This window comes from Labrys methylaminiphilus subsp. lupini (genome assembly GCF_051161885.1).
Taxonomy (GTDB): Bacteria; Pseudomonadota; Alphaproteobacteria; order Rhizobiales; family Labraceae; genus Labrys.
On the sequence record NZ_JBMDIH010000001.1, the window covers coordinates 5,007,309 to 5,032,657 of the forward strand.

At 63.2% G+C, this 25,349-nt stretch carries 27 protein-coding genes; 11 read left to right on the plus strand and 16 right to left on the minus strand.

Annotated features, from left to right (window positions below; genetic code table 11):
- The first annotated feature begins 71 nt into the window (after positions 1 to 71).
- The gene (locus tag ACN6KF_RS23505; protein WP_434959172.1) at positions 72 to 329 is read left to right on the plus strand and encodes a DUF1272 domain-containing protein; all 258 of its coding nucleotides are present in this window, start codon (positions 72 to 74) and stop codon (positions 327 to 329) included.
- A gap of 74 nt (positions 330 to 403) precedes the next feature.
- Positions 404 to 1,027, plus strand: a complete 624-nt coding sequence (locus tag ACN6KF_RS23510; protein ID WP_434959173.1) for an urease accessory protein UreE — start codon at positions 404 to 406, stop codon at positions 1,025 to 1,027.
- 102 nt (positions 1,028 to 1,129) lie between these two features.
- Here the strand turns inward: ACN6KF_RS23510 and ACN6KF_RS23515 are convergent, their stop codons facing one another.
- From ACN6KF_RS23515 to ftsE, 12 genes are all read right to left on the minus strand, one after another.
- On the minus strand, positions 1,130 to 1,417 hold the full coding sequence (locus ACN6KF_RS23515; RefSeq protein ID WP_434959174.1) for a GCG_CRPN prefix-to-repeats domain-containing protein: 288 nt from the start codon (positions 1,415 to 1,417) through the stop codon (positions 1,130 to 1,132).
- 184 nt (positions 1,418 to 1,601) lie between these two features.
- Entirely contained in the window at positions 1,602 to 2,054 is a 453-nt protein-coding gene (locus ACN6KF_RS23520; RefSeq protein ID WP_434959175.1) for a periplasmic heavy metal sensor, read from the minus strand.
- A gap of 2 nt (positions 2,055 to 2,056) precedes the next feature.
- Positions 2,057 to 2,500 carry a hypothetical protein gene (locus ACN6KF_RS23525; RefSeq protein ID WP_434959176.1) on the minus strand — a complete coding sequence of 148 codons (444 nt, stop codon included), beginning with the start codon at positions 2,498 to 2,500 and terminating at the stop codon, positions 2,057 to 2,059.
- Positions 2,493 to 2,846 carry a hypothetical protein gene (locus tag ACN6KF_RS23530; RefSeq protein ID WP_434959177.1) on the minus strand — a complete coding sequence of 118 codons (354 nt, stop codon included), beginning with the start codon at positions 2,844 to 2,846 and terminating at the stop codon, positions 2,493 to 2,495. The genes ACN6KF_RS23525 and ACN6KF_RS23530 overlap by 8 nt, the downstream gene beginning before the upstream one ends.
- Positions 2,839 to 3,384 (minus strand): RNA polymerase sigma factor, encoded by a 546-nt coding sequence (locus ACN6KF_RS23535; RefSeq protein ID WP_434959178.1) that lies wholly within the window; start codon positions 3,382 to 3,384, stop codon positions 2,839 to 2,841. The genes ACN6KF_RS23530 and ACN6KF_RS23535 overlap by 8 nt, the downstream gene beginning before the upstream one ends.
- A 44-nt stretch (positions 3,385 to 3,428) precedes the next feature.
- Complete coding sequence (locus tag ACN6KF_RS23540; RefSeq protein ID WP_434959179.1) at positions 3,429 to 3,887, minus strand: EF-hand domain-containing protein; 459 nt, start codon at positions 3,885 to 3,887, stop codon at positions 3,429 to 3,431.
- 160 nt (positions 3,888 to 4,047) lie between these two features.
- Positions 4,048 to 4,419 carry a hypothetical protein gene (locus ACN6KF_RS23545; protein WP_434959180.1) on the minus strand — a complete coding sequence of 124 codons (372 nt, stop codon included), beginning with the start codon at positions 4,417 to 4,419 and terminating at the stop codon, positions 4,048 to 4,050.
- A gap of 256 nt (positions 4,420 to 4,675) precedes the next feature.
- A complete protein-coding gene (locus ACN6KF_RS23550; RefSeq protein ID WP_434959181.1) occupies positions 4,676 to 5,422 on the minus strand; it encodes a lysophospholipid acyltransferase family protein in 747 nt (248 codons plus the stop codon).
- Between the two features lie 254 nt (positions 5,423 to 5,676).
- The gene (locus ACN6KF_RS23555) at positions 5,677 to 6,198 is read right to left on the minus strand and encodes an acylphosphatase (RefSeq protein ID WP_434959182.1); all 522 of its coding nucleotides are present in this window, start codon (positions 6,196 to 6,198) and stop codon (positions 5,677 to 5,679) included.
- An 84-nt stretch (positions 6,199 to 6,282) separates the two neighbouring features.
- Positions 6,283 to 7,113 (minus strand): YdcF family protein, encoded by an 831-nt coding sequence (locus ACN6KF_RS23560; RefSeq protein ID WP_434959183.1) that lies wholly within the window; start codon positions 7,111 to 7,113, stop codon positions 6,283 to 6,285.
- Positions 7,114 to 7,122: 9 nt separating this feature from the next.
- Positions 7,123 to 8,073 carry a cell division protein FtsX gene (locus tag ACN6KF_RS23565; RefSeq protein ID WP_434959184.1) on the minus strand — a complete coding sequence of 317 codons (951 nt, stop codon included), beginning with the start codon at positions 8,071 to 8,073 and terminating at the stop codon, positions 7,123 to 7,125.
- Complete coding sequence (ftsE, locus tag ACN6KF_RS23570) at positions 8,064 to 8,738, minus strand: cell division ATP-binding protein FtsE (RefSeq protein WP_434959185.1); 675 nt, start codon at positions 8,736 to 8,738, stop codon at positions 8,064 to 8,066. Before ftsE ends, ACN6KF_RS23565 begins: the two co-directional genes overlap by 10 nt.
- A gap of 248 nt (positions 8,739 to 8,986) precedes the next feature.
- On the opposite strand from ftsE, the gene hpt reads away from it, so the two are divergent.
- The 3 genes from hpt to ACN6KF_RS23585 all read left to right on the plus strand — a co-directional run bounded on the left by hpt (position 8,987) and on the right by ACN6KF_RS23585 (position 10,670).
- Entirely contained in the window at positions 8,987 to 9,517 is a 531-nt protein-coding gene (gene hpt / locus ACN6KF_RS23575; protein WP_434959186.1) for a hypoxanthine phosphoribosyltransferase, read from the plus strand.
- 156 nt (positions 9,518 to 9,673) lie between these two features.
- Positions 9,674 to 10,177: a hypothetical protein gene (locus ACN6KF_RS23580; protein WP_434959187.1), complete on the plus strand. Its 504-nt coding sequence runs from the start codon at positions 9,674 to 9,676 to the stop codon at positions 10,175 to 10,177.
- A gap of 202 nt (positions 10,178 to 10,379) precedes the next feature.
- Positions 10,380 to 10,670 (plus strand): hypothetical protein, encoded by a 291-nt coding sequence (locus ACN6KF_RS23585; RefSeq protein WP_434959188.1) that lies wholly within the window; start codon positions 10,380 to 10,382, stop codon positions 10,668 to 10,670.
- Between the two features lie 343 nt (positions 10,671 to 11,013).
- Here ACN6KF_RS23585 and ACN6KF_RS23590 read toward each other — a convergent pair whose 3' ends face one another.
- Complete coding sequence (locus ACN6KF_RS23590) at positions 11,014 to 12,720, minus strand: formate--tetrahydrofolate ligase (protein WP_434959189.1); 1,707 nt, start codon at positions 12,718 to 12,720, stop codon at positions 11,014 to 11,016.
- A 528-nt stretch (positions 12,721 to 13,248) separates the two neighbouring features.
- Here ACN6KF_RS23590 and ACN6KF_RS23595 point away from each other — a divergent pair.
- Positions 13,249 to 15,165 (plus strand): potassium transporter Kup, encoded by a 1,917-nt coding sequence (locus ACN6KF_RS23595; RefSeq protein ID WP_434959190.1) that lies wholly within the window; start codon positions 13,249 to 13,251, stop codon positions 15,163 to 15,165.
- Positions 15,166 to 15,425: 260 nt separating this feature from the next.
- The gene (locus ACN6KF_RS23600) at positions 15,426 to 17,342 is read left to right on the plus strand and encodes a potassium transporter Kup (protein WP_434959191.1); all 1,917 of its coding nucleotides are present in this window, start codon (positions 15,426 to 15,428) and stop codon (positions 17,340 to 17,342) included.
- A 67-nt stretch (positions 17,343 to 17,409) separates the two neighbouring features.
- Here ACN6KF_RS23600 and sugE read toward each other — a convergent pair whose 3' ends face one another.
- The 3 genes from sugE to ACN6KF_RS23615 all read right to left on the minus strand — a co-directional run bounded on the left by sugE (position 17,410) and on the right by ACN6KF_RS23615 (position 19,715).
- Entirely contained in the window at positions 17,410 to 17,730 is a 321-nt protein-coding gene (gene sugE / locus ACN6KF_RS23605) for a quaternary ammonium compound efflux SMR transporter SugE (RefSeq protein ID WP_434959192.1), read from the minus strand.
- Between the two features lie 186 nt (positions 17,731 to 17,916).
- Positions 17,917 to 18,936 (minus strand): patatin-like phospholipase family protein, encoded by a 1,020-nt coding sequence (locus tag ACN6KF_RS23610; protein WP_434959193.1) that lies wholly within the window; start codon positions 18,934 to 18,936, stop codon positions 17,917 to 17,919.
- Positions 18,933 to 19,715: a 3-hydroxybutyrate dehydrogenase gene (locus tag ACN6KF_RS23615; RefSeq protein ID WP_434959194.1), complete on the minus strand. Its 783-nt coding sequence runs from the start codon at positions 19,713 to 19,715 to the stop codon at positions 18,933 to 18,935. The genes ACN6KF_RS23610 and ACN6KF_RS23615 overlap by 4 nt, the downstream gene beginning before the upstream one ends.
- A gap of 438 nt (positions 19,716 to 20,153) precedes the next feature.
- Between ACN6KF_RS23615 and ACN6KF_RS23620 the strand changes: the two genes are divergently transcribed.
- The 4 genes from ACN6KF_RS23620 (at position 20,154) to ACN6KF_RS23635 (ending at position 25,315) form a co-directional block, all read left to right on the plus strand.
- Positions 20,154 to 21,104, plus strand: coding sequence for a choline ABC transporter substrate-binding protein (locus ACN6KF_RS23620; protein ID WP_434959195.1), 951 nt, complete (start codon positions 20,154 to 20,156; stop codon positions 21,102 to 21,104).
- Positions 21,105 to 21,514: 410 nt separating this feature from the next.
- The gene (gene choW, locus ACN6KF_RS23625; protein ID WP_434959196.1) at positions 21,515 to 22,357 is read left to right on the plus strand and encodes a choline ABC transporter permease subunit; all 843 of its coding nucleotides are present in this window, start codon (positions 21,515 to 21,517) and stop codon (positions 22,355 to 22,357) included.
- Positions 22,357 to 23,550 (plus strand): choline ABC transporter ATP-binding protein, encoded by a 1,194-nt coding sequence (choV, locus tag ACN6KF_RS23630; protein ID WP_434959197.1) that lies wholly within the window; start codon positions 22,357 to 22,359, stop codon positions 23,548 to 23,550. Before choW ends, choV begins: the two co-directional genes overlap by 1 nt.
- 424 nt (positions 23,551 to 23,974) lie before the next feature.
- Positions 23,975 to 25,315 carry a D-alanyl-D-alanine carboxypeptidase family protein gene (locus ACN6KF_RS23635; RefSeq protein ID WP_434959198.1) on the plus strand — a complete coding sequence of 447 codons (1,341 nt, stop codon included), beginning with the start codon at positions 23,975 to 23,977 and terminating at the stop codon, positions 25,313 to 25,315.
- Positions 25,316 to 25,349 lie beyond the last annotated feature (34 nt).

A 25,349-nucleotide genomic window follows, 5' to 3' on the forward strand; every position in this document is an offset into this window, starting at 1 on the left:
TTGATCGGGCTTGCCTTGATCGCCCGGTCGCGCAAGATGATGCTGTTTCGTGCCGTTCCTTGAGGTGATCCATGCTGAAACTGCGCCCCAATTGCGAATGCTGCGACAGAGACCTGCCCCCCGACGCGCGCGAGGCGATGATCTGCACCTTCGAGTGCACCTTTTGCGCCGGCTGCGCGGCGGATGTCTTCGGCGGCACCTGCCCCAATTGCGGCGGCGACCTCGTGCGCCGGCCGATCCGTCCCACCGCCCTGCTGGCCAAATATCCGCCCTCGACGGAGCGTGTGCTGCGCGAGGGCGAATGCCTGGCGAAGCGCGACGCGGCCTGAGCGACGATTTCCCGCCTGCATATCGGCACGAAGCAGTCTATATGAGGCAGTGAACATCCCTGCAGGAAACATCCATGCTTCACGCCCATTCCTTCGTGCCCGCCCCTGAGGTCGGAGCCCAGTCCATTGCCGACAGCGTCGTGCTGACCTTCGAGGATCGCTGCCAGCGACAGGGCCTGGTGCATACGGTGGGCGGCCTCGACATCCAGGTGGATCTCACCGAGGCGCCGGCGCTCGCCCATGGCGATGCTTACCGGCTGGAGGACGGGCGGCTGATCGAGATCGTGGCCGAGGCCGAGCCCCTGTTCGAGATCAAGGGGCGCGATCCCCTGCATCTGATGCGCCTCGCCTGGCATCTCGGCGACAGCCATCGCGAAACCGAGATCGGGACGAAATGGCTGCGCATCCGCCAGGATGCCGAGATCGCCGACCTCCTGAAAGGGCTCGGCGCCAAGGTCGTGGCGATTGAGGGGCCGTTCCAGCCAGAGGGCGGGAATCACGGCCACGACGCCCATGGGCACGATCATGGCCATCACCACGACCATGGCCATCAGCATGATCACGGGCGCAAGCACGATCATGGCCATGAGCCTGGCCACGACCATGATCATCATCATCACGATCATAGCCATGGCGAAGCTTGCGGCTGCGGGCACGACCATGAACATGGACACCACGGCAAGCACGGTCACGACTGAGTGGCATGTGCCGTAGGTCCTTGTTGGTGCATCGCTTTTGCCGAAAACCGGCTTCCGGTTTTCGGCACGACTCTCTAAGCGATCGGCCTCCCGCCGCTGGATCTACCAGCGATGCCAGGCGTGTCCGTAATAGGGGCGACGCCAGCCCCCGCCCCAGCCATGATAATAGACGGGACGGCTCCAGCCATAGCTGTAGACCGGATATTGGGGCACGCAGCGCCCCCAGATATTGGGGCGCCAGCCCGGACCGCAGCCCCAGGCCACCTGTTGCACCAAAGGTGCGGCGGCAGGGGCGGAGGCAGCCAGCGGCATGGCCGAGGCAGTCGTAGCGGCGGCCAGGCCGGGCAGGCCGAGCGTGGCGATGGCGGCAACTTGAACGATACGCTTCATGATGGAACTCCACCGGATACTACTCGTGGAAGGCCGGCGCGGCCTCCTGCAAGCTTGAACGCAGGCCGGAAGGAAATCCGTCGCTGGAACAGAGTGCGATTTCCCTAAATTGCACTTTGCTCCAACTCTTTGTTTCGACGCATTTTCCTAGCCAAGAAGCCTGCCAGCTTCTCTTGAAAATGCTCTATTGGGCTGGTTTCTTCGGTGGGGGCGGCGCGTGGATATAGCGGCTCAGCCCTTCGGCCAGGATGGCGCGATCGGCGGGCGAACTCGCGGCCGCAAATTCCACGATGCGCTGTTCCAGCCCGGCCCTCATGGCGGCGTCGGCCGTGCGGGCGCGCTCCAGGGCCGCGAGCAGGGCCGGGGCATCCAGTGTCGGCTGCCGCAGCAAAGCGGCGGCGTCGCGCCGGGCCTGCTGTCCGTCGAGAATAGTCTGTCGGGCTTGATGGCGTGCCTCGCGCAGGGTCTTGTAGAAGGCATCGCGTTCCAGCGTGGGCAACTGGTTGCCAAGGGCCTGCAGCGAGGCGCGCGGCATGGATCTGCGGGCTTCGAACCAGACGATGCCGCCGGCAATCGCCCCGGCCAGGAAGATGTTGAGGGCGATCGAGGCGATCAGGGGGATGCGCGAGCCGGCCATGATCACGATCCTTCCTCGCTGATATCCGTCTCGGGTCCGGCATCACCGAAAGCCGTGATTGTCGCTCCCAGCCCGCCATGCTCGGCCCTCGTTGGCGTATCGAGCATGGCGATCGCCAGGGTTCCGGCCAGGGCGCCGGCAAGGCCGACACCCGCCAGACCGAGCCCGAGCCACCAGCGGCGGGCCCGCCGGCGGGGCGCGAGGCCGGCGGTCCCGGCCGCCACGATCCGTGCGTGGAGATCGGCGCTCGGAGGCGGTACCGCGTAACGATCGAGCATGCTGTCGAGCTGGGCGGCAGCCTGCAGGATGGCCTCCCCCTCCGGGCTTGATGCAAAAGCCGTGGCCGCGGCCCGTTCGGCTGCCGGCCAGTGCTGCAGGCGGCTGCCATAGTTGTCGGCAAGGGCGGCAAAACGCCCGGCATCCATTGGCACGAGCCTGTCAGGCATGGGAAACGCTCCCCGACAAGAGGGCTTCCAGCTTATCCGAACGGGAGCGGCGGACAGGCGCTGCGAGGCGATGAGGGAGGCTGGCAGCGGCTGATCCCGGGAGCGTGAGGACGGCGGCATTGCTGCGTCCTTCGGGCGAGACGCGTATGCAGCCATGTCCCTCGATGCTGCGCAATGCCAGGTCGAGGCGGCCAGCCCTTGCGAGAATGTGCCGCCCCTGCGGGGTCTGCGCGAAGGAACGCCCGGCGCTGCGCTCGGGTGCGGGCCATGCTTCGATCACCGCGCCATAGGCGGCGGCAAGGGCAGCGAAAAGCTCTGCACTCATCGTGAAGGGAGCTTCAGTCATGATCGGCCTTCCTGATCAGGATCGACTGCAGAGAACGGCGTCCGCGGGCGAGCAGGCTCTCCAGCGCCTCGACGCTGACTTCCATCGCTGCCGCGGCCTCGATATTGGACATCGACTGATAATAGGTCAGGACGATCGCTTCCCGCTGCCGCGGCGCGATGGCCTGCAAGGCTTGCTCCACATGGTCGCTGGCCTCCTCCGTGCCGCCCGCCGCGGGGTGATCCGGGGGAGCGGCCAGTTCGGGCAGATCGAGGCCCGTCCATTCCCTGCGACGGCGCAGGCGATCATAGCAGAGGTTGAGCGCGACACGGTGGATCCAGGTGTCGAACCGTGCCGCCCCGGGCCGCCAGCGCGCGGCGTTGCGCCAGATCCGCAGGAAGGCCTCCTGCGCGACATCCTCAGCCTCCGCGGCATCGCCGAGCATACGGCGGGCCAGGGCGAGCAGCCGCGGCAACTTGCGTGAGACCAGGACCTGCATGGCAGCATCGTCGCCCGAACCGATCCGGCGCACCAACTCCTCGTCTGGATCGGACCCCATAACCAGGCGCGCTCCCGGGATTCATCGAGGGGCATGGTCCCGCATCATTGCGCCGGTTTGGCAGCCGATTTGTGGCCCGGCATTTCATCGCGGGCAAGGGCGCCGTCCTTGTTGGCATCGAGTTTGGCGAAGCGCTTGGCGAAGAAGGCGTCGAGCTCGGCCTTGTCGACGAAACCGTCCTTGTCGGCGTCGAGCCGGGCGAACGATTTGGCCGGGTCGGTCTTGGCGTTCCGCTTTGTTTGGAAGGCGCTCCATTCCGCCGAGCTGATCTTGCCGTCGCCGTCGGTATCGGCCTTCATGATTGCCTTCTCGCGGCGGGCCTGGAACTCGGCGAGGCTGAGGCCGGCCTTGGCCGGTGCCGCGGTTTGTGCCGGGGCTTGAGATATCGTTGCCTGGGGAGCCGGTGTCTGGGCCGGCTGGGCCGGCGCCGGCTCAGACGTCTGTGCCATAGCGGCGGCGGCCGGCAGGGCCAGCATCAAGGCAAGGATCGAACGGCCGATCATGGGCATCTCCTGGGACAGATCGCGCGGGCATTCGGCGCGAAGGGACTCTGCTTGAACGGCAGCGCCAGGAAAATCCGTCGGTCTGGTGGCAAAGAAGTTTGGGGGCTAAAGCGTTTTGCTTTAGCCGACGAAGGCCGAACCCATATTCACGGAGGGCTTGTCAGTGCCGGCCGTCGAGATCGCGAATGGCTGCGGCCCGTGCTGCCGGGTTCCCCGCCAGGAGATGCACGTGAACTTCGCAGGCTCCGGCCTGGGCGGCGGCCGCGAGCGTGGCGGCAAGGTCATCGCCACCTTGACCGGCCTCGCCGATCCATACGCAGGCGCCGCCTGCACCGACCGCGATCAAGACGGCATCGACATAATCGGGGCATTGGGAGATCGGATAGACCGAGACCAGATAGGAACGGCCTGAAATACCGACCCAGCGACGGAAACGTGATGCCGCTGCCGGTGCGTCGCGGCCCAATGCGGTCAGCGTCGTACACAGGCGGTGATCGGGCTGAGAACGAGAACGAATCGCGATCTGTGTCATGGAACAAATCTAGAACATCGCGCATTGCGGCGTCAAGCGATTCGGGTTTGTTCCGCCTCACCTGGAGCATCGTGCCGAAAAGGGGATGCCGATTTTCGGCGAAAACGATGTGATAACAATAACCTACAGCGTCGGACACGATGCCGAAATCGGATCCGATGCTTAGAGCAACGGTGTCCGTGGCGAAACGCCCAATTGTTTCAGCTCCTTGTTTCCAAGCCAAAGCAACGGGTTGGCCAGAAACGTCTTTGCGACCCTAGCTGACTTCGTCAAATAGCAAAACGCTTTGGCCCTGGGCTTCAGCCAGGAGCCGGTCCGAGGCTGTCTCGATATCATCAACCAGGCGATCGAAGAAGGCGGCCTTGTCCAGGCCGGCCGGAATGGCGGGCAGGATCTCCATCACCAGCCTACCCGGCTGGCGGATGAATTGGCGCCGCGGCCAGAAATGGCCGGAATTGAGCGCCACGGGGACGCAGGGCACATTGAACTCGCTGTAGAGATAGACCACGCCATATTTGTAGGCTGGCTCGGCGCCGGGCGCCCGGCGGGTGCCTTCGGGGAAGATGGCGATCTGGCGGCCTCGGGCGAGTTCGCGCTCGCCATCCGCCTTCATCTGCTTCATGGCCTTGGAGCGGGCCCCCCGGTTGACGGCGATCATCTGCGCCTTGGCGGCGAGCCAGCCGAAGATGGGCAGCCACATCAGTTCGCGCTTGAGCACGTAGCAGGGGTCCTCGCACACGAGGAACATGGCGAAGATGTCCCAGGTGGACTGGTGCTTGGCCGCGACCAGAACCGGCCCGGGCGGCAAATTCTCCCGCCCGCGAATCTCGCAGGTGATGCCGGCGATATGGCGCATCAGGAAGATGTTCACCCGCGCCCAGCTCTTCACGATCCAGAGCAGGGCAGGGCGCGGCATCAGTAGAGTCGGTAGCGCCAGAATCATCCACAGGACGATGTTGACATAGAAGGCCAGGTTGAACAGGAGCGAGCGCAGGACGAGCATGGAGTGGGGTCATTCGAGGGATGCTGCAGCGGCTATAGCAGAATTGTCGGCGCCTGCCTCCTTCTTCCACCGTGGTCCGACAGATAGCGCCACTGCCCGAATAGCGGATCGAGCGCCGACGGCGATGCCGTCATAGCAGCCATTTGCAAGGGAGCGAAATCCGCCACTTCGCCCGCCGGGGATTGGCTGGATCCAACGAATTTTCCGCCTGGACTGGCAGCGATTCAACAGGTCGACGCATGGTGCTGCAAGCGTCAGTCATCGGGCCGGAGTTTCTGCCTGTCCTCGGGGGCGAGGGTGTTTTCGAGTATCTGATGCCACTCCGCCTTGACGTCCTTTTTTGAAATCACCGTGTCGTCTGTCCGTCGTTTGAAGACGAGCGTGTATTTATTGGTGATATTTCGGCTCGACGACGTCCAATCCACGATCGTGAATGAATTCAGGGCGGGGTCCACCGCCGCAGGCTTTGTGGCGACGTTGATTCCGGATGATCTCTTGGTGCCTTTTCGAATGGTCGCAAGGGCTGCGTCGATCCGCTTTTTGTCGCCCTGCAGGGTAAAGTGAACGATTTCGTCGGCTTCGTTCTTGGCTGAGCCTGCAAGATTATACTTGATCGCCTGCTTCATGACGGCCGCACGGAAACCGGCCTGCTGGTCGTTTCCGGTAACGGTTGCCTCGATCGCACCCTCCTTGGCATGGGCCTGTGCCGCGATACCGAGGAACAACGGAAAAGTCGCCGCCAGCAAACGAACGCATATCGTTCTGGTGAAGCGCATGGCATGGCTCCCTGTTTCAAATGTCGGTGACACCAGCGGTTTTCTGGCATGGAAGAGCGCAAGATATTTCCTTCGAAACGCTCCTCATTCGGCTCGCGCCGTAACCCTGTCCGCCGTGGCCCGTTCCATCCGGAGCTGGAAGGTGGCGCTCGCATATTTCACATATTCCGACAGCAGCAGGCGGACGCTGACCGGATCCATCCACCAGGAATCGAGCTTGAGATTTTGCGAGATCACGGGATAGGCGATCAGGGTGGTATCCGGCAGCACCCGGCGCAGTTCCAAGAGCGAACGCGGCATGTGATAGTTCGAGGTCACCACGATGATCGATTTGAAATGCTTGTCGCGCACCCAGCGTGCCGTTTCCAGGGCATTGCCGAGGGTGTTGAGGGCATTGCGGTCGATATCCACGCAGCAATCGAGCACCTCGACACCGCCGGCCGTGTGCCCGGCCAGGGCCTGCTGGCTGGTTGCCTTGTTGACGCCGGTGATGAGAAGGCGCTTGGCGCGACCCTGATTGAGCAGGTCGAAAGCCTCGCTGATGCGGTCGGCGCCGCCGGTGAGAGCGATGATGCCATCGGCCCTCACGGCAGGGTTGGGCGTCTGGTTCTGCAGGCTGGAGACGAAATAGGCGAAATCCGTCACCACGGCCGCGGTAAAGAACAGCAGGCAGGCACCGGTGATCTCCAGGATCCAGCGCAGCCAGCGCCGTGGCCGCTTCGGCGGGTGCTCCGCCTGGGCCGGGGAAACCATGCCAGTGATTGCCGAGGCCTGCCGCATCGGACGCGCCCATACCAGTCTGTCAAACCTGGCCAATCTGCCGTAGCCGAAATTCTTGCGGATGGTTTGGGCAAAAATGGGGTCGGCGGCGCGGGTGTGTAGCGGAATAGGCGCGGAGCCCTGCCAGACGCTCATGGATGACCCCTATATGTGTCCTCGCAGCACACGGTGAACCGTCATGCGCGAGGTGACGCCGGTGATGATGGCAATGAGCGCGACTGCCGCGACGATGGCGGCATAGCCGCGCCAGTCCATGTTGAAGGAGCCGAACAGGGCCTCCATCTGGTCGCCCGCCGCAGTGGCGGTGAAGCGGGAGGCGAGCATATGGGCGACGAGGAAGGTCAGCGCCGCGCCACCGCCGCCGATCAGCCCGCCCTTGAGGCCGAGCCAAAGGAAATGGCGCTGGAATTCGTTGGCGATGAAGCTGTCATGGGCGCCGACGAAATGCAGCACCTCCACCACGTCCTTGTTCCCAGCCATGGCGCCGCGGGTGGCGAACACCACCGACAGGGCCGTGGCGATGACCATCAGCACGAGGATGGCGAGGCCTGCCAGCACCATGGCCCGGGCCATGGCCGCCAGGCGCGCGATCCAGAAGCGGTGATCGTCAAGGCTGGCGCCGGCCACGGTCTCGGTCAGCGTCTTCTTCAGCGTGGCGAAGTCCGGCAGGCTGCCCGGGGTGATCTTCACCACGATGAGGCGCGGGATCGGCAGGTCGCCCATGTCGAGGCCTTCGCCGAGCCAGGGCACCAGCATGCGCTCGGTTTCCTCGCGCGAATAGATCTGCACGTCGCTGATCCCTTCGGTGGCGCGGGCGGCGACGACGGCCTTGGCGATCTCGGCTTCGATGTCGCGGCCCTCCACGGGGCGAACCTGGATGGTGACCTCGCGGGAAATCTGCGAGCCCCAATCGGCGGCGGCGCCCGCGATCAGCAGCACGCCGCCGGCCGTGAGGGCGACCAGGAAGGTCATGATCGCCACCACGGCCATCAAAGAGCGCCCGGCGATCGAGCCCGACGGCACGATCGGAGCCGCGGGGCGGATCAGTGTCTCCGCGCGCCGGCCGGCAGGCTGCGCTCTGTCGTTCAAGACCATGACGCCGGCTCCTGCACCGTGACATGGCCGTCCTCGAGGCGCAGGCGGCGAGCGGGGAAGAGCTCCATCAGGCTCTCGTCATGGGTGGCGATCACCACCGAGGTGCCGGAACGGTTGAGTTCGATGAACAGGCGCAGCAGGCGACGTGCCAAAGCGGGATCGACATTGCCCGTCGGCTCGTCGGCGAGCAGCAGTTCGGGGCGCACGATCAAGGCGCGCGCGATGGCGGCGCGCTGCTTCTCGCCGCCCGACAGCACCGGCGGGAGCACATGCATGCGCTCGCCGAGGCCGACCCAATGCAGCAATTCGACCACTTCGGGCCGGTAGCGCGCCTCATCCTGGCCCTGAACGCGCAGGGGCAGGGCGATGTTCTCGTAGGTGGTGAGGTGATCGAGCAGGCGGAAATCCTGGAAGACGATGCCGATACGCCGCCGCGTCTCGGCAAGTGCGTGCTTGGAGAGGGTCGTCACTTCCTGATCGAAGGTGTGGATGAGGCCGCGGGTTGGCTTGAGCGTGAGGAAGAGCAGGCGCAGCAGCGTGGTCTTGCCGGCGCCGGAAGGACCGGTGAGAAACTGGAAGGAATTGGCGGGCAGGTCGAAACTGACGTCGCGCAGCACTTCCGGGCCCATCCCGTAGCGCAATCCCACATTCTCGAACCGAACCAAGACAGAATCTCCCCAAGACGGCCCCGACCGCCTCGGCTGCACTCTGCCGGGAGGGCGTTAACGAGGTGTTAACGTTAACGAAATGACAACGAATTTAACCTTCGCGAGATCCCCCTTATCCCATGCGCCTCCCGATGACGGTGGGCCGTTGCGATCGGGCGCCTGTGGGTGGCCGGTGGACGGGACTCCAACGCCATTGTCGCCCATGCCCTCCTGCGGTTATGGTGCCGGCAGAAATGAGGAGTTCGATGGCCACGTCGCGTAATATCAAAGTTTTGTTCGACGCCGAGACGATCGCCAAGCGCAATGCGTCGCTGGTGCAGGAGATCAAGGCACGCAATCTCGAGAATCTGCTCGTGGTGGCGGTGCTGAAAGGCTCCTTCGTGTTTGCGGCCGATCTCCTTCGGGCCATGCACGAAGCGGGCATGGCGCCCGAGGTGGAATTCGTGCATCTGTCGAGCTATCGCGAAGCGACCGTGTCGACCGGCACGGTGAACATTCTGCATGACGTCGAAAGCGACGTGCGCGGGCGCAACATCCTCCTGGTCGACGACATCCTCGAATCGGGCCGCACCCTGGCTTTCGCCAAGGACCTGCTCGCCGCGCGTGGCGCCAAGCAGGTGCTGAGCTGCGTGCTGCTCGACAAGCCAGGCAAGAGCGCCGTCAACATCAAGGCCGATTTCATCGGTTTCGAGTGCCCCGATCTGTTCGTGGTCGGCTACGGCATGGATGTCGCCCATTCCTATCGTCAGCTGCCTTTCGTCGGCGTGGTCGAATAGAGTGTTTTGCGATTTGGCGGCATCGCCAAGAACCGCAAAGACGCTCTGGCCAATCCATTGGATTGGCTTGGAACCACACAGCGAGAGTAAAGCAGCGTTTCCGTTTAAACGCGCTTTGCTCTAGAAGCCGGCGGGATGGCAGGCTGCGGAGAAGATATGGCTGGTCTATTGGGCGCTCACAGCGCCCGTTTCCTGTTTCGTGACGACAAGGGTAGCATCAACAGGCAGACTTGGTGGCGTGCCATGGCGGTGCTGGCCTTGATCCTGGCTGCGCTGGTGGCAGCAGCCTTTGGGCTGAACCATGTCCTGCCGCGCAATCCGGCGGCGGCCGAAGCCCTGGTCGACGAGGTCGCGCGCGAACATACCAGGCTGATGACGATCCCCTATTATTTGTCGCTGTTCGCGATCGACGTGCTCTATGTGGTGATGGTGCTGGTCTCGGTCTGTATCTATTTCGTCGGCGCCAAGCGCTACAACGATCTGGGGCGGCCGGCGCAGCTGGCGCTCATCCTGCCCGCCGCAGCCTATTTCCAGATCTTTTCGCCGATTCTCAGCGACCATTTGCTGCCGGTCTACGGCCGTTGGATCGTCACAGTCGCCATGCTGGCCGTGCTCGCCTGGCAGGTTTACGAACTGGGCTTCAAGAAGGGCCGGCTCTAGGCCCTCCGGGTGGGCCGGTCTTTAGACCGGCCGTCCCCTGCCGACTCAGTACGACAGCTGCTGATTAATTGCCGGCGCGTCATCAGAAATCGGCAAGGAGAGCATGAGAGCAGAGCGCCGGTTTCCCGCATAGCCCCCTCTGTTCACCTTGCATTCAGATCATGCTGCTAGACATTGAATATTGAAATTGAGGGAGGCAGCTATGAAACTATCCTTGAAGCTGTTTATGGCAGCTGGCCTGGCCGCCGGAAGCATGATGTTTGCTCCGCAGCTGGCCTCGGCAATGCCGATGGCACCAGCCGCGCAGTCACAGGCTGACAACGGCCTCGTCCAGCAAGCTCGTCGTTTGTGCCCCTATGGAATGCACCGCTCCCCTTATGGCTGTGTTCGTGACCGCGGCTACGGCTACGGTTACCGGCGTGGTGGTGGTTGGCGTGGTGACGGCGGCTGGGGTTATCGTGAACGTCCCCGCCGGTATTATCGTGAATATTGAGGTGGGAACCACGCTGTGTCGAACGATCCTGGCACAGTCGGAAGCTTGAGCTTCCCAGGTAGTTCTTACGCCTGCAACGATTGAAAATACCAACCCCGCGGTTCACTGGACCGCGGGGTTTTTCATGGCTGGTGGGGTATGGCAGTACGGGAAGGCATCGCAGATGCTGATGCTTTCATCCGCTTGGCCACCTCTTGTTTTGCAACTGATGATGCGACCTGCCAGACGCCGCCCATGGCCTGAACGAAGCCCGTGGCGGAGGCTGAGGGCACACGTGGAAACGTTGCTTGAGCCGGAGTTGCCATGCCGGTCGCACCAAACGACCGGCATGGCAAATGCTGGCTCAGAACAGGCCTTCGATCTGGCCCTTGGTGTCGAGGCGGATGAATTCCGCCGAGGGCACGCGTGGCAGGCCTGGCATGGTCATGATCTCGCCGCAGACCACCACCAGGAAGCCGGCGCCGGCGGACAGGCGCACTTCGCGGATCGGCACGACATGATCGACAGGCGCACCACGGTGGTTCGGATCGGTCGAGAAGGAGTATTGCGTCTTGGCCACGCAGATCGGCAGATGGCCGAAGCCGGCGGCCTCGATGTCCTTGAACTGGTCGCGCACCTTCTGGTCGGCGATGATGTCCGAGGCGCGATAGATCTCCTTGGCGATCATCTTCATCTTGTCCCAGAGGGGCATCTCGTCCGGGTAGAGGGTGCGGAAGCCGCGGCCGTCGAGCGGATGCGGTGCCTCGGCCAGCGCCACCACGCGGCGCGCGAGCTCCTCGGTGCCCTTCGAGCCCTCGGCCCAGTGGCTGCAGACCACAGCGTCGACGCCGAACTGTTCCTTGCAGACCTGGGCGATGAGCTCATGCTCGGCCGGCGTGTCGGCAATGAAGTGGTTGATGCCGACGATGGCCGATACGCCGAATTTGCGCACATTCTCGACATGGCGGCCGAGATTGGCCAGACCCTTGCGCAAGGCTTCCAGATTCTCCTTGCCGAGCTGGTCCTTCGGCACGCCGCCATGCATCTTGAGGGCGCGCACGGTGGCGACGATCACCACGGCAGCCGGGGTAAGGCCGGCCTTGCGGCACTTGATGTCGAAGAACTTTTCGGCACCGAGATCGGCGCCGAAGCCAGCTTCGGTCACCACATAGTCGGCGAGCTTGAGACCGGCCCGGGTCGCGGTCACCGAGTTGCAGCCATGGGCGATATTGGCGAAGGGGCCGCCATGCACGAAGGCGGGGTTGCCTTCCAGCGTCTGCACCAGATTGGGCTTCAGCGCGTCCTTGAGCAGCACCGTCATGGCGCTGGAGGCCTTGATGTCGGCGGCCGTGATCGCCTTCTTGTCGCGGGTATAGCCGATGATCATCTTGCCGAGGCGCGCCTCGAGATCGGCGAGATCCTTGGCGAGGCAGAACACGGCCATGACTTCGGAGGCCACGGTGATGTCGAAGCCGTCTTCGCGCGGGAAGCCGTTGGAAACGCCGCCGAGCGAGGAATTGATGGCGCGCAGCGAGCGGTCGTTCATGTCGAGCACGCGGCGCCAGGTGACGCGGCGGGTGTCGATGCCGAGCGCATTGCCCCAATAAATGTGGTTGTCGATCATCGCCGACAGCAGATTATGCGCCGAGGTGATGGCGTGGAAGTCGCCGGTGAAGTGCAGGTTGATCTGCTCCATCGGCACGATCTGGGCATAACCGCCGCCGGCCGCGCCGCCCTTCACGCCGAAGCAGGGGCCGAGCGAGGGCTCGCGCAGGCAGATCATGGTCTTCCGGCCGATGCGGGCGAGGCCGTCGCCGAGGCCGACAGTGGTGGTGGTCTTGCCTTCGCCGGCCGGGGTCGGGTTGATGGCGGTGACCAGGATCAGCTTGCCGTCGGGACGATCCTGCAGGCCGGGGATCTTGTCGAGATCGATCTTGGCGATATGCTTGCCATAGGGCTCGAAGGCTTCGTCGGGAATGCCGGCTTTCTCGGCAATCGCCTCGATGCGCTGCATCTTGGCTTGACGCGCGATTTCAATGTCGCTCAGTGGCTTTTTCGGGTCTTGGGCCATGCTGGTTCCCTCTGGGGCGGTTGTTCTGCTCAGTTGAGACATATTTTCACGGAAATGAAAATAACTTTCTTAGCAGTAGCTGCGTGGAATGCGGTGGTTGCGGAAAAATTAAGAGAGAAGCTGTTCCGAATGCGACGCGGCGTCGCATAAGAGATAGGTAGCCGATCGCAATCGAATCGGCTTGTCCGAAACCGTCACAGGATGTGTCGCCTTCGCGATGATGCACGCCGGAAGATTGTAGGTTACGCCTTGTCTCAGACCGATTGACTGGGGAGTTGTTGGTCAAAGGGGTTGCAGCCCTCTATGCCCGTCCGGCAGAAGAGTGTATGAGGCCCAGCCCCCAGATAGCGTATCTTGGTGGATATCCTGCGCTCGATCGGCGTGTCGCCATTTGCCGTTCGACCCTGATGTGATCGGCGGCCTCTGGAGTGGAACGCTCCGGAATGCCGCATTTTGGAGAGCGAAGATCGCATTTGTGGCGATCGACCGATCGAAACCATCCCAACAGGTCAAAACGGAGTTGCCCGCATGGGGCTCGCGAACGCCGTCGAGAATGGCGAAGACACCACGGAACACAAGCATAGCGGCGGCTTTGCGGCGTTGACGCTCGGCTCTATCGGCGTCGTCTATGGCGATATCGGTACGAGCCCCCTCTATGCCTTTCGCGAAGCCGCCCATGCTGCCACCGATGGCGGCAAGAACGTCACTTCCACCGCCGTGCTCGGTGTGATCTCGCTGATTTTGTGGGCGCTGATCATCATCGTCACGCTCAAATATGTGCTGCTGCTGCTGCGCGCCGACAACAAGGGCGAGGGCGGCACGCTCACGCTGATGGCGCTGGCCCAGCGCGCCCTCGGCCGTACAGGCGCGCCCATCGTGCTGCTCGGCATCGTCGGCGCCTCGATGTTCTACGGCGACGCGATGATCACCCCGGCCGTCTCGGTGTTGTCGGCGGTGGAAGGCCTCAAGCTGGTGGCGCCTGGTTTCGATGTCTTCGTGGTACCGCTGACGCTCGTGATCATCGTCGCCCTCTTCCTGGTGCAGAGCCATGGCACCGCCCGGGTCGGCGCCCTTTTCGGTCCGATCATGGCTGTATGGTTCACGCTGATCGGCGTCATCGGCTTCATCAATTTCCTGCAGCATCCCAGCATCATCGCGGCGATCAATCCCTTCTACGCCGCCGAATTCCTGCTCACTCACGGCCATATCGGGTTCGTCACGCTGGGAGCCGTGTTCCTGGCCGTCACCGGTGGTGAGGCGCTTTATGCCGATCTCGGCCATTTCGGGCGCAAGCCGATCCAGACAGCCTGGCTCAGCCTGGTTCTGCCGGCGCTGACTTTCAACTATCTCGGCCAGGGCGCGCTGGTGCTCAACGATTTCAGTGCGCTCGAGAACCCGTTCTATCGCCTGGTGCCGGCCTCGCCCTATTTCGTCGTGCCGCTGGTGATCCTGGCAACGATCGCCACCAGCATCGCCAGCCAGGCGGTGATCACCGGCACCTTTTCGTTGACCCGGCAGGCCGTTCAGCTCGGCCTGGTGCCCCGCGTGCGCATCTCGCATACGTCGGAACACCAGTCGGGCCAGATCTTCATCGCGCAGGTCAACGGCATCCTGCTCGCCGGCGTCGTGCTGCTCGTACTGGTGTTCGAAAGCTCCTCGCGCCTCGCCTCGGCCTATGGCATCGCCGTGACCACGACCATGGTGGTGGATGCCATTCTCGCCTTCGTGGTGATCTGGCGGGTCTGGCTGTGGAAGCCCTGGGCAGCGGCAGCGATCATCGTGCCCTTCCTGTGTATCGATTTGATTTTCCTCGGGGCCAATCTGCTCAAATTGTTCGAAGGAGCCTGGCTGCCCATCCTGATCGCCCTTGGGCTGATCACCCTGATGGTGACCTGGCGACGCGGTACCCGGCTGGTGATGGAGAAGACGCGGCGCACCGAAGTGCCGCTGATGACCATCGTCAAGAGCCTGGAGAAGGGCTCGGTTGCCCGTGTGCCGGGCACGGCTATCTTCTTGACCAGCGATCCCGACTATGCCCCGACCGCCATGCTGCACAGCCTCAAACACTATAAGGCGCTGCACGAGAAGGTGGCGATCCTGACCATCGAGACCACGGACGATCCGATCGTGCCGGGGGGCGGGCGGGTTTCGATCGAGGAGATCTCGGCTTCCTTCACCAAGATGAAGGTACAGTTCGGCTATATGGAAAGCCCGAACGTGCCCAAGGCCCTGGCGCTGTGCCGCAAGGCCGGCTGGTCCTTCGACATCATGTCCACCTCCTTCTTCCTGTCGCGCCGGCATTTGCGCGGCGGCAAGCATCCGAGCATGTGGCGCTGGCAGCGCCGGCTCTACATGATCCTCGCCCGCAATGCCGACGATGCCAGCGACTATTTCTCCATTCCGTCCAACCGGGTGGTGGAGATCGGTACGCAGGTGCTGATCTGATAGCCTTCAGGGTCTGAAGGCAGGGCGATGCATCGCGCACGCGCTATTTTCCTGCCTTCACGAGGACGGTGTATTGCCTGAGCAGCCAAGAAGCAGATCTGCTATGCGGCGCTGCAGGTCCCCTATGCCGCAAAGCCGGGAAAGTGTAAGAGAGCGCGTTTGTTGCACTGCACAAACGGGGGATGGGCTTGCCTGACGAGGGCATTCGCGCTCTTGATCGTCACTCTACCCAACTCCGACATTATCCAACGGAGGCCCGTATGGGGCTTACGCATAGCGCCGACACCGGCGAGGAAGCCAGCAGCCGTGGCAATGGCTTCTGGGCGCTGACGCTCGGCTCGATCGGCGTCGTTTATGGCGATATCGGCACCAGCCCGCTCTATGCCTTCCGCGAGGCGCTGCATGCGGCGACCGAAGGCGGCAGGCTGATGAGCCAGGAAGCGGTGCTCGGCGTGATTTCACTGATCCTGTGGGCGCTCATCGTCATCGTCACGCTCAAATATGTGCTGCTGCTGCTCAGGGCCGACAACAAGGGCGAGGGCGGCACACTCACGCTGATGGCGCTGGCCCAGCGCGCGCTCGGGCGCTCCGGCACCGTACTCTTGCTGCTCGGCACCATCGGGGCGGCCATGTTCTATGGCGACGCCATCCTGACGCCCGCTGTGTCCGTGCTTTCGGCGGTGGAGGGCATGAAGCTGGTGACGCCGGCCTTCGATCCCTTTGTGGTGCCGATTACCGTGGCGATCATCGTGGGGCTGTTTGCGGTGCAAAGCCATGGCACCGCCCGTGTCGGCGCCTTCTTCGGGCCGATCATGGCGCTGTGGTTCGTGGTGATGGGCCTGGCGGGCCTATGGCACATCAAGGATGCGCCGGTGATCCTCGCAGCCTTCAATCCCTGGCATGCCGTGGAATTCATGCTCAGCCACGGCCATATCGGTTTCGTGGCGCTTGGTGCGGTGTTCCTGGCGGTCACCGGGGCCGAGGCGCTCTATGCCGATCTCGGCCATTTCGGCCGCAAGCCGATCCAGATGGCCTGGATGACGCTGGTGCTGCCCTCGCTGGCGCTGAACTATCTCGGCCAGGGCGCGCTGGTGCTGAGCAATCCATCTCCGGAAATTCTCGCCAACCCCTTCTACATGCTGGTGCCGCAGAACCCGCTCTTCCTGGTGCCGATGGTGGTTCTGGCGACGATCGCCACCATCATCGCGAGCCAGGCGGTGATCACCGGGGCCTATTCGTTGACGCGCCAGGCCATCCAGCTCGGCCTCCTGCCGCGCATGAAGGTGGCGCATACCTCCGAGCACCAGTCGGGCCAGATCTATATCGCCCAGGTCAACGGCATCCTGCTGGTCGGTGTGCTGATCCTGGTGCTGGCCTTCGAGAGTTCCTCGCGCCTGGCGTCGGCCTATGGCATCGCCGTGACGACGACCATGGTGGTGACGGCGATGATGGCCTTCCTGGTAATCTGGAAGGTCTGGCGCTGGTCGGCCTTGGCCGCGGCCCTGGTGATCGCGCCCTTCCTGTTGATCGATCTCGTCTTCCTCTCCGCCAATCTGCTCAAGGTGCATGATGGCGGCTGGGTGCCGCTGATGATCGCGGCGGCCCTGATGATCCTGATGATCACCTGGCGGCGCGGCACCCGGCTGGTGCTGGAGAAGACACGGCGCACCGAGGTGCCGCTGATGACCATCGTCAAGAGCCTGGAGAAGGGCTCGGTCGCCCGCGTGCCGGGTACGGCGATCTTCCTGACCAGCGATCCCGACTACGCCCCCACTGCGCTGCTGCACAGCCTCAAGCACTACAAGGCCCTGCATGAGAAGGTGGCGATCCTCACCATCCAGACCGTGGAGGAACCGGTGGTTGCGGGTGGCGGCCGCATCACCCTCGAAGAGATCTCGGCCTCCTTCACCAAGATGCATGTGCAGTTCGGCTATATGGAAAGCCCGAATGTGCCCAAGGCGTTGGCGCTCAGCCGCAGGGCCGGCTGGTCCTTCGACATCATGGATACCTCCTTCTTCCTGTCGCGCCGGCATTTGCGCGGCGGGGCGCAGCCGTTGATGTGGCGCTGGCAGCGCAGGCTCTACATGATCCTTGCCCGCAACGCCGACGATGCCAGTGACTATTTCTCCATCCCCTCCAACCGAGTGGTGGAGATCGGCACGCAGGTTCTGATCTGAGAGAAATGGAGCGCGGACTCCACAGCGACATGCGAGCATTTCGCGATGTCCGCGCTCCGACAAGAAGTCAGGCCGGTGTCGACAGTTTCATCATGGTCAGGCCGGTGACGATCAGGGCAGCGGCGACGATGCGCATGGCGTTGGCCTGTTCGCCGAGCACGAGCACGCCGACGATGAAGGCGCCGACGGCGCCGATACCGGTCCAGATCGTATAGGCGGTGCCGAGTGGCAGGCTGCGCATCGAGATCGACAGCAGGCCGAAGCTGATGGCCATGGTGACGAAGGTGATCACGGTCGGCACCAGCTTCGAAAAGCCTTCCGACTGTTTCATGTAGAAGGCCCACACCACTTCGAAGATGCCGGCGATAACAAGATAGACCCAGGCCATCAGGCCCTCCTCTTAAAAGGGCCCGGGCCGTCCCGGACATCAAACCCATCATGGGGGAGGGCGTGGCCTCCTCGGTCGCAGTGTTCAAGCCTGCGAATGGGCGGCATTGTGCCGGACTCCGTCCCAAAATCAAGGGGCGGGCCGGCATGTCAGGACTGCGTCCCGGGCAGGCGGCGTCGCCTCCGCTCAGCCCAGCATGGCTTCGAGATCGAGTGTCGCCGTCGTGCCGATGGCATCGAAATGTCGGGTGAGGAAGCTCTTCCCCGCCCTGCGGCCCTGGTCGCGCAGAAAGATCAGGAAATCCCATTCGGTGTTGAGCTTGGAGGTGGCATTCAGCCCTTCCTTCGGGCTCAGCGCGACGCGATGCAGGCGGATGTCGCCGAAACGGTCGGCGCCCCGGGCACGGCGCTGCATCATGGCGATGGCACGCAATTCGCCGACGAGGGAGGCGTTGAAGGTGATCTCGTTGAGACGATTGGCGATGGCGCCGGCTGTCTGCGGCACCTCGCGCACCAGCACCGGGTTGATCTGCACCAGGATGGTGTCATCGGGCGTACCGTCGTCGAGCAGCGGGAACAGGGCCGGGTTGCCGAGATAGCCGCCATCCCAATAGGCCTGTCCGCCGATCTCGACGGCCTGGAAGATCTGGGGCAGGCAGGCCGAAGCCATCACCACATCGGCGTTCAGCTCGGCATTCTCGAAGATGCGGATATGACCGCTGCGCACATTGGTTGCGGAGACGAACAGCTTGATCGCCTCGCTCGCCTTGAGCTTGTCGAAGGAGATCAACTCGGCGATGAAATCGCGCAGCGGATTGAGATTGAGCGGATTGGTGTCATAGGGGCTGAACAGCCGGCTCCAATTCTCGAACAGGGCCATGCCGGGCGAATCTTCCAGCGACCAGCCGGCCATGAATCGCTCCAGCAGTGGGCGCCGCAGCGGCGACAGCCGGCCCTTGCGGCTGATCTCGCGCCAGAAGGTCTCGAGTTGCTGGCGGGCGCCCGGCGCCCCGCCTTCGAGATAGCCTTCGGCGAAGACAACCGCATTCATGGCCCCGGCGCTGGTGCCGGTGATGGCCTTGATCTCGAGGCGGCCGTCCTCGAGCAACGCATCGAGCACGCCCCAGGTGAAGGCACCATGGGCTCCCCCGCCCTGCAGCGCCAGATTGACGGGTTTGGCGGTGGAGGTCTTGGGAGGCTGGCTCATGCCGCGGTCCAGCCGCCGTCCATCGACAGGTTGGCGCCAGTGATGCTCGCCGCGGCATCCGAGCACAGATAGACGGCAAGGGAGGCGACCTGGTCGATGGTGACGAATTCCTTGGTCGGCTGGCCTCCCAGCATCACATCGTTCTTGACCTGTTCGGCCGTCATGTTGCGCGCCTTCATGGTGTCGGGAATCTGCGCCTCGACCAGCGGCGTCCAGACATAGCCGGGCGAGATGGCGTTGACGGTGATCTTCTGCTGCGCCACCTCCAGCGCCACCGTCTTGGTCAGGCCGGCAATGCCGTGCTTGGCAGCGACATAGGCCGATTTGAAGGGGGAGGCGACCAGCGAATGGGCCGAGGCGGTGTTGATGATGCGGCCCCAACCCTTCTTCTTCATGCCCGGCAAGGCGGCCTTGATGGCGTAGAAGGAGGCGAGCAGGTTGAGGCGGATGATCGCCTCCCATTTGTCGTCGGGGAATTCGTCGATCGGCGAGACGAACTGGATGCCGGCATTGTTGACCAGGATGTCGACCGCGCCGAAGGCGGCCTCGGCCGCGCCGACCAGCCCTTTCACCGCGGCCGGTTCCATCAGATTGGCCGGCGAGAACAGGGCCTTGACGCCGAACTCGGCCTCGATGCCAGCCCGGGTCTTCTCGATCTCGGCGGCGTCGCCCAGCCCGTTGAGCATGACGTTGGCGCCATCGCGCGCCAGGGCGCGCGCGATGCCGAGGCCGATTCCCGACGTCGAGCCGGTGACGACGGCAGCTTTGTTCTTGAGCATGGGTTGAGTCCTTCACGAGGGCCGGGCAGGGAGCGGCAGCTGTGGGACTGCCGAATGAAAAAGCAAATCGCTTGAATATTGCATTGCATCACGGATCGGAAAAGTGGCGCTGGTGTGACACAGAATGTCGCTTGCGCGCATTCAAAATCCACGGGATGCAGATTTAATTGATTATATGTTCAATCAATAAAGTGCCCATATCATAGCGTTGCGGGATCGATGCAAATCGGCTTGGACGCGGGTGGGTAGCTTCGTGCCGTCGGTGTCATCCAGCGCCGTAAATTCACGGGACAAGCACTGTCTTTCGTGCTGAATTGCCATAGGGGAAGGCCTCCGTGGCAAGAGTTCGGTCCCCTTGGGGGCCGGGAGGGGTTAACAAAGACAAGACGAACTGGGTTAACCCAGATTCGGCCTTCGGTGTTTTCCGGGAGAAATGAAATGACGGGACTTGGTAGAATCATTGCGGGCGCCGCGCTGGCCATCGGCCTGGGCACTGGTGCTGCCTTCGCGGGCGATGCGGAAGCCTGCAAGACGGTGAAGTTCGCGGATGTGGGCTGGACCGACATCACCTCGACGACGGCTATCGCCTCCCGCATCCTCGAAGGCCTCGGCTATACCCCGACGACCACGGTCCTCAGCGTCCCCGTCACCTATGCTTCGATGAAGAGCAAGGATATCGACGTTTTCCTCGGCAATTGGCAGCCGAGCATGGAGAATGACCGCAAGGCCTATATCGCCGACAAATCGGTGGTCGAAACCGGTGCCAATCTGCCGGAAGGTGCCAAATACACGCTGGCGGTGCCGCAGGCGACCTATGACAAGGGCCTGAAGGATTTCGGCGACATCGCCAAGTTCAAGGAGCAGTTGCAGGGCAAGATCTACGGCATCGAGCCCGGCAATGATGGCAACCGGTTGGTGCAGAGCCTGATCGACGGCAACAAGAGTGGCCTGAAGGAGTTCCAACTCGTCGAGTCCTCCGAACAGGGCATGCTCGCCCAAGTCCAGGGCTCCATCGCTCGCGGCGAGGACATCGTCTTCCTCGGCTGGGCGCCGCATCCGATGAACGTCAATTTCAAGATCCAGTATCTGACCGGCGGCGACGAGACCTTCGGCCCGAATTTCGGGGCAGCCAAGGTCTATACCAATGAGCGGGCGGGTTGGGCCGAGGAATGTCCCAACGCCGGCAAGTTCGTCTCCAACCTCAAATTCAACGTCGATCTCGAGAACAAGGTGATGCAGATGATCACCGGTGACGGCATGGAAGGTAAGGCTGCTGCCGAGAAATACCTCAAGGCCAATCCGGGTGTGCTCGATGCCTGGCTTGCCGGCGTGACCACCCTCGACGGCCAGCCCGGCATCGATGCCGTAAAGAAGAGCCTCGGCCTCTGAGGCCGGCCATCCCTTCCGAGTTAAATCTGAGTGAAAGCCCGGCGGGGAATGCCCCGCCGGATCGCCGAGCCGAGCCGACGCAAGATCGGCCTTCGACAAAACCATGCTTTCTATGGGGCAATGGCGTTTTGCGATTTGGCGGCCTGGCCGGGAACCGCAAAGACGCGCCCGAACAGGGGGGTGGAGCAAAAGTGCGGTTCTGTTTGAACGCGCTTTGGCCTGGAGCGTTTTGCGTTTTGGCGGTTATGCCAAGAATCGCAAAGACGCGTCGAACCAAAGAGTTAGAGCAGACAAGCGTTTCCGTCTAAACGCGCTTTGCTCTAGCAATGATGACGCAGGGGGCGGCCGGAACCTGTCGTGGTCGGGCCACGGCGGAGCCCGATGTCCCAGGGCATAGCGCGGGGGAAAGAATGTTCGATTGGGTGACTGATACGAAGCTGCCATTCGGGAAGTTCATGCAGCTCGTCATCGAGTTTCTGCAGAAATACTGCACGACCTGGCTGTTCGATCCGCTTCGTATCGGGATTGAAAAGACGGTCAGCGGCACGTCCGTGCTCCTGACATATCCGCCGCCAATCGTCATTATCCTCCTCGTCCTCGCCTTCGCTTGGTGGCGGCACCGTTCCTGGGGCCTGTGCCTGTTCGTCTTCCTGGGCTGCCTGTTCATCTGGAACCAGGGCTATTGGGCCAACACGATGAAGACGGTCTCGCTGGTGCTGTGGTCGGCCGCCATCGCCATGGCCATCGGCATTCCCCTCGGCGTAATGGCGGCGCACCGGCCCAGGCTCTACGCCGTGCTGCATCCCATCCTCGACATGATGCAGACCCTGCCTACCCTGGTCTACCTCATCCCGATGGTCGCCCTGTTCCGCCTCGGCTTTGCTCCGGGCCTTATCGCGACGCTGATCTTCGCCCTGCCGGCGCCGGTGCGCCTGACCTATCTCGGCATCACCTCCACGCCGACAGCGCTCAAGGAGGCCGGCGAATCCTTCGGTTCCACCAAGAGCCAGCTCTTGTGGAAGGTGGAGCTACCGCATGCCATGCCCACCATCATGGCCGGCGTCACCCAATGCATCATGCTCAGCCTGTCGATGGTCGTCATTGCCGGCCTGGTCGGCGCCGAAGGCCTCGGGGTGGACGTCGTGCGCGCCATGGGCCAGTTCAACATTCCGCGCGGCTTCGAAGCGGGGGCCTGCATCGTTATCCTGGCGATCGTGCTGGATCGCCTGTGCCGTACGAAGGGAGCGCACTGATGAGCGTCGCCGTCGATTTCAAGAATGTCGATATCATCTTCGGATCGCGCCAGGCCGAAGCGATCAAGCTGCTCGATGCCGGCTCGACCCGGGCGGAGATCCTGGAGAAGACTGGTTCGGTGCTGGGCTGTGCCGATGGCAACCTCACCGTACAGGAAGGCGAGATCAGCGTGCTGATGGGCCTGTCGGGCTCCGGCAAATCGACCCTGATGCGTGCGGTCAACGGCCTCAACAAGGTCACGCGCGGCAAGGTCCTGGTAAAATCCGACGACAAGATGGTCGACGTGGTCAGCTGCAACGAGCAGACCCTGCGCCATGTCCGCCAGCATTCCGTCGCCATGGTGTTCCAGCAGTTCGGCCTCCTGCCCTGGCGCACCGTGGCGGAGAATGTCGGCTTCGGCCTGGAGCTTGCCGGCGTGCCCGAGGCCGAGCGCAAGGCCAAGGTCGACAAGCAGTTGGAACTGGTCCATCTCAAGCAATGGGAGAAGAAGTTCGCCCATGAGCTGTCCGGCGGCATGCAGCAGCGCGTGGGCCTTGCCCGCGCCTTCGCCACCGAGGCGCCGATCCTTTTGATGGACGAGCCCTTCTCCGCGCTCGACCCCCTGATCCGCACCAAGCTGCAGGATGAATTGCTGCAGCTGCAGAAGGAGCTGAAGAAGACCATCATCTTCGTCAGTCACGATCTCGAGGAGGCGCTCAAGATCGGCAACACCATCACCATTCTGGAAAGCGGGCGCATCGTGCAGTCGGGCCCGCCCGAGGATATCGTGCTGCGTCCGGCCAACGAGTATGTCCAGGAATTCATCGCCAATGTGAATCCGCTCAGCGTGCTCACCGCCTGGCACGTGATGCAGGACGCCCGCGATCTTCATCGCGGTGAAGATGGCTGGATCTGGCTCGACACCCGTCAGACCACGCGTTTCCGTCTCGATGACGGCGGCCACGTCGTGGAAGCCGAGCGTGACGGTGTGCATGGCGCCTGGGTGCATTGCTCCGAATGCGAAAAGCCGGTGCCCGAAGAAGAGCGTCCCTGCTATTGGGCCAGCCCCGGCACCTCGCTCAAGACAGTGATGCTGGCGATGCACAAGGCGAACACGGCCCCTGTCGCTCTGTTCGACGACGAGAACCGCTTCGTCGGTGCCATCGGCGTCAAGGACGTGCTGCAGGCCGTGCTCCGGCGCCAGGACGCCTGAAACAAGAAGGTACCCCCGGAGCGCGGGTGTCACGGCGGCATGCTTGCATGTGAAGGCGCCTAGCGTACTCATTTGTCTGATTTATAAAGATAAAGGCACTGGCTTTTGTCATGCCCGGGCCTGACCCGGGCATCCAGTTCTCGACCGGGTCCGGATTGCAGGGTCAAGCCCGGCAATCATAAAGCTCGCGCTTAATCGAGTGGAACGACACCAAATACGTCCTCGCATGCTGCGATGTCCGCGCCTGCGTATTACCGGTTCGAATTGGGTGTTTTGCAATCCTCTCCCGCCCACATTGATCCATTAAGGCTTTGCCGCGATACTGGGCGCTCTGCCAATGCAGGCGCGCGAATGCTCCAGGTGGTCATTAAAATGCCCCCTTGAGGTGGATGTGTCGCCGCCGCTGAAGCCGAAAGAGGAACTGATGGGTATTACGAATCGCGCAATCGCCACCACGCTCGTGGTCGGCCTGGCCCTCGGACTCGCGGCAGGCGTTGCGCGTGCCAATCCCATGGCGAACCCCACCATCGTCGTCGATGCCGCCAGCGGCAGGGTGCTGCAGCAGCAGGATGCGACCAGGCCCTGGTATCCGGCCTCCCTCACCAAGCTGATGACGGCCTACACCGTATTCAGGGCCATCAAGGCAGGACGCGTCGACTTGGGCACGCCGATCGCGATCTCGCCACTCGCCGCCAGGCAGGCGCCCTCCAAGATGGGCTATCCGGTCGGCACGATGGTTACCATCGACGATGCCCTCAAGATGCTGGTTGTGCATTCGGCCAATGACATCGCCGTGGCCCTGGCCGAGGGCGTGTCCGGTTCGGTGGATGCCTTCGCCGCCGAGATGAACGCCAATTCGCGGGCGCTGGGTATGGCCCAGAGCCAGTGGGTCAATCCCAACGGCCTGCCCGATCCGCGCCAGATTACCTCGGCACGCGACATGGCGGTGATGGCGGATGCCATCATCACGCAATTCCCGCAATATGCCTCGCTGTTCCAGATCCAGACCATCCAGTCCGGCAACCGGGTCATGCGCACCCACAATGCCTTGGTCTACCGCTATCCCGGTACCGATGGCATGAAGACGGGCTTCATCTGCGCGGCCGGCTTCAATGTGGTGGCGACGGCCACCCGCAACGGTCGCAAGCTGATCACGGTCGTCATGGGGGCGCCTACACCGAAGGTACGTACCAACCAGGCCGTGGCGCTGTTCGAGGCCAATTACACCAATTCGGGTGGCGGCTTCTTCAGCAAGGCGCCGCTCGCCACCCAGCTTCCGGCCTCGGCCTATCCAGGTCCGGCCGATATTCGTGAGATCGCCTGCTCGCCCAGGAAGGGCGGTCCGGGTGCGGCGGAGAGCGCCGATACGGCCGAGGTACTGCCCGGCAGCCCCGGAGCGCCTGCACCCGCGCCTGAGCCCAGTCCGTTGCTGGCGAGCTGGGTGACGGCGCCGCCGATTGCGGTCGGTCCCTATCTCGGGCCCCGGCGCCCGGTCTACAGCCTGCCCAACACGCCCATTCTCGCCGATCTGCCGCCCAAGCCTGCGAAAGAACTGCCGGCGAAAGGCAAGCCGGCAACCAAGCTCGCCGGCAAGAAGGGCGTGACGGCTGCCGGTTACGCCGATCCCGGCAAGCCCTTGGCGGTGCCCGATCAGCTCACCGACCCCAAGCTCAACAAGGGGCGCAAGAACCTGAAGAAGGCGGCCGAGAGCAAGCCGAAGACGCCGCCCAAACCGCCCAAGCGCAAGGTGCATCACGAGGGGTAGGGGCAGCTTCTGGATAGCCGGTCAAGATCGGCTA

Coding starts and splice junctions, on each gene's coding strand:
- ACN6KF_RS23505 (WP_434959172.1), top strand. CDS start 72: ATGCTGAAACTGCGCCCCAATTGCGAATGCTGCGACAGAGACCTGCCC.
- ACN6KF_RS23510 (WP_434959173.1), top strand. CDS start 404: ATGCTTCACGCCCATTCCTTCGTGCCCGCCCCTGAGGTCGGAGCCCAG.
- ACN6KF_RS23515 (WP_434959174.1), bottom strand. CDS start 1,417: ATGAAGCGTATCGTTCAAGTTGCCGCCATCGCCACGCTCGGCCTGCCC.
- ACN6KF_RS23520 (WP_434959175.1), bottom strand. CDS start 2,054: ATGGCCGGCTCGCGCATCCCCCTGATCGCCTCGATCGCCCTCAACATC.
- ACN6KF_RS23525 (WP_434959176.1), bottom strand. CDS start 2,500: ATGCCTGACAGGCTCGTGCCAATGGATGCCGGGCGTTTTGCCGCCCTT.
- ACN6KF_RS23530 (WP_434959177.1), bottom strand. CDS start 2,846: ATGACTGAAGCTCCCTTCACGATGAGTGCAGAGCTTTTCGCTGCCCTT.
- ACN6KF_RS23535 (WP_434959178.1), bottom strand. CDS start 3,384: ATGGGGTCCGATCCAGACGAGGAGTTGGTGCGCCGGATCGGTTCGGGC.
- ACN6KF_RS23540 (WP_434959179.1), bottom strand. CDS start 3,887: ATGATCGGCCGTTCGATCCTTGCCTTGATGCTGGCCCTGCCGGCCGCC.
- ACN6KF_RS23545 (WP_434959180.1), bottom strand. CDS start 4,419: ATGACACAGATCGCGATTCGTTCTCGTTCTCAGCCCGATCACCGCCTG.
- ACN6KF_RS23550 (WP_434959181.1), bottom strand. CDS start 5,422: ATGCTCGTCCTGCGCTCGCTCCTGTTCAACCTGGCCTTCTATGTCAAC.
- ACN6KF_RS23555 (WP_434959182.1), bottom strand. CDS start 6,198: ATGCGCTTCACCAGAACGATATGCGTTCGTTTGCTGGCGGCGACTTTT.
- ACN6KF_RS23560 (WP_434959183.1), bottom strand. CDS start 7,113: ATGAGCGTCTGGCAGGGCTCCGCGCCTATTCCGCTACACACCCGCGCC.
- ACN6KF_RS23565 (WP_434959184.1), bottom strand. CDS start 8,073: ATGGTCTTGAACGACAGAGCGCAGCCTGCCGGCCGGCGCGCGGAGACA.
- hpt (WP_434959186.1), top strand. CDS start 8,987: ATGGCCACGTCGCGTAATATCAAAGTTTTGTTCGACGCCGAGACGATC.
- ACN6KF_RS23580 (WP_434959187.1), top strand. CDS start 9,674: ATGGCTGGTCTATTGGGCGCTCACAGCGCCCGTTTCCTGTTTCGTGAC.
- ACN6KF_RS23585 (WP_434959188.1), top strand. CDS start 10,380: ATGAAACTATCCTTGAAGCTGTTTATGGCAGCTGGCCTGGCCGCCGGA.
- ACN6KF_RS23590 (WP_434959189.1), bottom strand. CDS start 12,720: ATGGCCCAAGACCCGAAAAAGCCACTGAGCGACATTGAAATCGCGCGT.
- ACN6KF_RS23595 (WP_434959190.1), top strand. CDS start 13,249: ATGGGGCTCGCGAACGCCGTCGAGAATGGCGAAGACACCACGGAACAC.
- ACN6KF_RS23600 (WP_434959191.1), top strand. CDS start 15,426: ATGGGGCTTACGCATAGCGCCGACACCGGCGAGGAAGCCAGCAGCCGT.
- sugE (WP_434959192.1), bottom strand. CDS start 17,730: ATGGCCTGGGTCTATCTTGTTATCGCCGGCATCTTCGAAGTGGTGTGG.
- ACN6KF_RS23610 (WP_434959193.1), bottom strand. CDS start 18,936: ATGAGCCAGCCTCCCAAGACCTCCACCGCCAAACCCGTCAATCTGGCG.
- ACN6KF_RS23615 (WP_434959194.1), bottom strand. CDS start 19,715: ATGCTCAAGAACAAAGCTGCCGTCGTCACCGGCTCGACGTCGGGAATC.
- ACN6KF_RS23620 (WP_434959195.1), top strand. CDS start 20,154: ATGACGGGACTTGGTAGAATCATTGCGGGCGCCGCGCTGGCCATCGGC.
- choW (WP_434959196.1), top strand. CDS start 21,515: ATGTTCGATTGGGTGACTGATACGAAGCTGCCATTCGGGAAGTTCATG.
- choV (WP_434959197.1), top strand. CDS start 22,357: ATGAGCGTCGCCGTCGATTTCAAGAATGTCGATATCATCTTCGGATCG.
- ACN6KF_RS23635 (WP_434959198.1), top strand. CDS start 23,975: ATGGGTATTACGAATCGCGCAATCGCCACCACGCTCGTGGTCGGCCTG.